The sequence below is a fragment of the Kitasatospora sp. NPDC059088 genome (assembly GCF_042738155.1).
GTDB lineage: Bacteria > Actinomycetota > Actinomycetes > Streptomycetales > Streptomycetaceae > Kitasatospora.
On sequence record NZ_JBHYGR010000258.1, the window covers coordinates 1 to 4,203 of the forward strand.

Consider the following 4,203-nt stretch of genomic DNA (forward strand, 5'->3'; position numbering starts at 1 on the left):
CGAGCACGACGCCTGGTTCGAGGACCCCGCGGCATGACGGCCGCCCCGGTCACGGCGCTGCGGGTGACGCTGACCGCGCCGGTGGTCTCCTTCCGTAACCACCTGTATGCCGGTGTGCAAGTCACTCATCCCTGCCCGCCGCCGTCCACCGTCGCAGGCATGCTCGCGGCGGCGGCCGGCGGCTGGGACGAGGTCGACGTCGGCCTGCGGTTCGCCATGGCCTTCCAATCCGCCGGCGCCGGGGTCGACCTGGAGACCTACCACCCGCTGGATGCCACTGGGAAGGCCACCACCCCGGTCCCGCGCACCCGGGAGTTCCTCGCCGACGCCACCGTGCACGTCTGGCTGCTGGACGACGCCGAGGTATGGCGCGGCCGGCTGCGGCGGCCGGTGTGGCCGCTGCGGCTGGGCCGAAGCCAGGACCTCGTCGGCATCCGCCTCGACCACACCGTCCTCGCCCCGGCCGAAGGGGAACAGCGCGGCGCCGTCGTCCCCGCCTTCCCCAAGGCCCAGGGCACGCTGCTGCGACTGCCGACAGCGGTTGCCCCTGGGCGAGAGCGGACCGTCTGGGGCGACTACCGGCACGACGCCACCAGCCGCAGCCGCACCCCGGTGCCCGGCAGCTGGTCGGATGCCGACGGCCAGGCCGTTCTACTGCTGCAGCCCGTCCACCCCGGCGCCCACTTCACCACCACCGTCAGCCCGGCCTGACCCAGAAGAAGGAGACGACCTTGGGCACGAGCGCCGATCCCCTGCGGACGCTGCTGGCCAAGAGCGCCCGCGGCGCCGTGCCACCCGAGGAACTGACGGTGCACTTGGCGGCCACCTTGGTGGCCGGGATCGAGCTCGCCGGACGGGTGGGCCGGATCGAGGCTGCCGAGCGAGTGCTGGACGGCCGGTTCTGGCCGGCCGCCCAGCTGAGCGGGCTGTACCACGACGGCGGCAAGCTCCCCGACGGCTGCCAGCAGATGCTCCTCGGCCGGGTGCGCTCCTGGGGTGAGCGGCACGAGGTCGTCTCCCTAGGCTTCCTACCGGTCCTGGTCCCGGACGAGCAGTTGCGCGGGTGGGTGGCGGCCGGTGTCGCCACCCACCACCGCGCCCTGACCGGCAGCAACGGCCGCGATCTGCGCTTCCTCTACGACGGCCTGACACCGGACGAACTCGCGAAGCGGATCGGCCCGATCGACGAGAACGCGGTGACGGCGCTGCTCGGCTGGCTGCACACCACCGCGGCCACCGCCCTGCTCCCCACCACCCATAAGACCAGCACACTGAGCAGCACCAGCCTCACCGACACGGCCCACGGCATCCTCACCGAGCTGCTGAACCGCTGGGACCGGAGGGTGGCCGCCGACATCGGCCTGGCCGCTGTCCTACTCCAAGGAGCGGTGACGGTCGCCGACCACCTCTCCTCCGCCCACGGCTGTCTCCGCACCACCCAGCCCTTCGACCACCGCTTCCGGCCCGCCCTCGAAGAGCAGATGGCCGCCAAGGGCCGCGTACTGCGCGAGCACCAGCTCCGCGCGGCCGAGACCAGCGGCCACCTGCTCCTGCGCGCGCCCACCGGGAGCGGCAAGACCGAGGCCGTGCTGCTCTGGGCGGCCCGACAGGTCACCGAGCTCACCCAGCACACGGGCGGGGTGCCCAGGGTCTTCTTCACCCTGCCCTACCTCGCCTCCATCAACGCGATGGCCGACCGCTTCGCCGACCTGCTCGGCGACCCGGACCTGGTCGGCGTCGCCCACTCCCGCGCGGCCTCCTACCACCTGGCCGCCGCCATCCACTCCACCGACAACCCCGACGAAGACGAACAGGCCGGGCCCTGCCAGCAGAGCGAGGCCGCCAAGGCCCTGGCCCGGGCAGCGGCCACCCGCCTTTTCCGCGAGAGCGTGCGAGTGGGCACCCCCTACCAGCTGCTCCGCGCCGCGCTGGCGGGCCCAGCCCACGCCGGCCTGCTCGTGGATGCCGCGAACTCGGTGTTCATCCTGGACGAGCTGCATGCCTACGACTCCCGCCGCCTCGGTTACATCCTCGCCACGGCCCGGCTGTGGGAGCGCCTGGGCGGACGGATCGCCGTCGTCTCCGCCACCCTGCCCGACGTCCTCGCCGACCTCTTCAAGGACACGCTCGCCCAGACGCCCGCGCTCGTGGACACCCCCGATCTCGGCCTGCCGGCCCGCCACCGCCTGCAGGTCCGCCAGCACCACCTCACCGACCCGGCCACCACCAACGAGATCCGCGGCCGGCTCGACCAGGGCCAGAGCGTCCTCGTCGTCGCCAACAACGTCGCCCACGCCCTGGCCCTGTTCACCGAACTCGCCCCGCACTGCCGGGCCCTCCACGGCGACGACAGCGCCTTCCTCCTGCACTCCCGCTTCACCCGACAGGACCGCAACCGCATCGAGCAGAACATCCGCGCCCGCTTTACCAGCGCAGCAGCCGACCGGTTCCCCGGGCTACTGATCGCCACCCAGGTCGTCGAGGTCAGCCTCGACCTCGACTTCGACGTCCTCTTCACCGCCGCCGCACCGTTGGAAGCCCTCCTCCAGCGGTTCGGCCGCGTCAACCGCCTCGGTGCCCGCGAGCCGGCCGACGTCATTGTCCACGCACCGGCCTGGACTCGCCGACGCAACCAGCCCGGTGAGTACGCCGACGGCATCTATCCCCGAGAACCGGTCGAGGCCGGCTGGCACCGCCTGCTCGAACACCAGCACCGCATCGTCAGCGAAGCCGACGCGACCGGCTGGCTCAACACCATCTACGCCGCCGACTGGGGCAAGCGCTGGCACGACGAAGTCACCACCCACCGCGACATCTTCGACAGCGCCTTCCTCACCTTCCGCCGTCCCTTCGCCGACCGCACCGACCTCGCCCAGACCTTCGACGACCTCTTCGACGGCACCGAAGCCATCCTCGAACAGCATCGCGCGGCCTACACCAGCGCGCTCACCCAGGGCACCACCGCGGAGGGACGACTCGTCGCCGACCAGTACCTCATCCCCATGCCCGCCTGGGCTGCCCCACTCAGCTGCCACGAGAAGGCCCTCAACGTCCGCATCCTCGACGCCGACTACGACCCCGACCTCGGCCTCCTCGCTGTCCGAGGCCCCAACCGACACGCCTACCAGACCGGCCAGGTCGTGTAACGGATCGCCGGTAGCATCAGAGGCACACGGCAGTTTCGCTGATTGCCCCGCCCCGGGATAGCAACTCCAAGTCGACGGAGACCAAGCGCAGGAATCCCTCGCCGTCCCCTCAGAGGGGTATCAACGTGGGCGCGAACACGCCAACCCACAGGCTCTCGGCAGGCCCTCATCGCCCCTGGAAGGGGTTCCAACTACCAGTCCCAAGGCTCGAAGCCGAAGGTCCCTTCTCCGGATCGCCCCTTGAAGGGGAGGCAACCCCATGCGCTATGCCCGCGCCCGCGTCCGAGAGCCTTCTCCCTCGTCGACCTCGATGAGCGCCCCACTGGGGCGCACTGCGGAGCCTGCCGCCCTCCGATCTGTACCCCGCGGAGCCCGGTCGGTGGCCGCGCACCCAAGCAGGGTGCGTGGCCCCATTGCTGTGTCCGATCAGGCCGCTGCGGCGTAGCTCGTCCGCAGCAGCGGCATCGACCGGTCGAGGTCCTCGAGCGAAGCGATCCGGAGTTCCAGCTCTCCGGTCCCGAGATGCCCGATCTGCCGGACGTCCCGCGTAAAGCCGGGTACGAGCCGCACCGTCGTCGGGTCGACGCGGAGGAAGACGACCAGCGCCTGCGCCTGCGCCAAGACGCGTACACAAGCGAAGTTCTGCCGGCGCCGGTAGGCGACGTAGTGCTGCAGCTCAACCGAGTGGCCCTCGCCGAGGTCGAGCAGACGGGCGTCCAACTCGTCGTACAGCTCCCGCACCTGGTCGCCCGCCTGTGCCAGTACGTAGCCGACCGTCCGGCGGATTGGGGAAGCCGGCCGCGTCCGCTGCAACCGTCCACCCGTCGATTGAGCTTGCTCCGCTTTGACGGACACCGTTGGTGTGGTGGTCAGGCCGCCAGGGCGGTCTCGTATTCGGCGGGACTGCGGTAGCCGAGGCTGCTGTGCAGTCTGCATATGTTGTACCAGGCTTCGATCCACTCGAAGATCGCGGTCCGTGTTGCGGCCTTGCTGGGCCAGGGGTGGTCGCCGAGCAGCTCCCGTTTGAGGGTGGCGAAGAAGGACTCGGCGAGGGCGT

The 4,203-nt window shown here is 71.0% G+C and carries 4 protein-coding genes; 2 read left to right on the top strand and 2 right to left on the bottom strand.

Annotated elements, in window-relative coordinates; genetic code table 11:
* Positions 1 to 33: 33 nt before the first annotated feature.
* Both cas5 and cas3 read left to right on the top strand, forming a co-directional pair.
* On the top strand, positions 34 to 711 hold the full coding sequence (gene cas5, locus ACFWXO_RS44915) for a CRISPR-associated protein Cas5 (protein ID WP_380532935.1): 678 nt from the start codon (positions 34 to 36) through the stop codon (positions 709 to 711).
* 20 nt (positions 712 to 731) lie between these two features.
* Complete coding sequence (cas3, locus tag ACFWXO_RS44920) at positions 732 to 3,146, top strand: CRISPR-associated helicase Cas3' (RefSeq protein ID WP_380532938.1); 2,415 nt, start codon at positions 732 to 734, stop codon at positions 3,144 to 3,146.
* A gap of 426 nt (positions 3,147 to 3,572) precedes the next feature.
* Here cas3 and ACFWXO_RS44925 read toward each other — a convergent pair whose 3' ends face one another.
* Both ACFWXO_RS44925 and ACFWXO_RS44930 read right to left on the bottom strand, forming a co-directional pair.
* Positions 3,573 to 4,001: a DUF5655 domain-containing protein gene (locus tag ACFWXO_RS44925; RefSeq protein ID WP_380532941.1), complete on the bottom strand. Its 429-nt coding sequence runs from the start codon at positions 3,999 to 4,001 to the stop codon at positions 3,573 to 3,575.
* A gap of 14 nt (positions 4,002 to 4,015) precedes the next feature.
* Positions 4,016 to 4,203: integrase core domain-containing protein (locus ACFWXO_RS44930; protein WP_380532944.1), on the bottom strand; the 188-nt coding region annotated here is incomplete at its 5' end.

What these genes read in the sequence shown, in the direction of transcription:
- cas5 (WP_380532935.1), top strand. Translation starts at nt 34, where the DNA reads ATGACGGCCGCCCCGGTCACGGCGCTGCGGGTGACGCTGACCGCGCCG.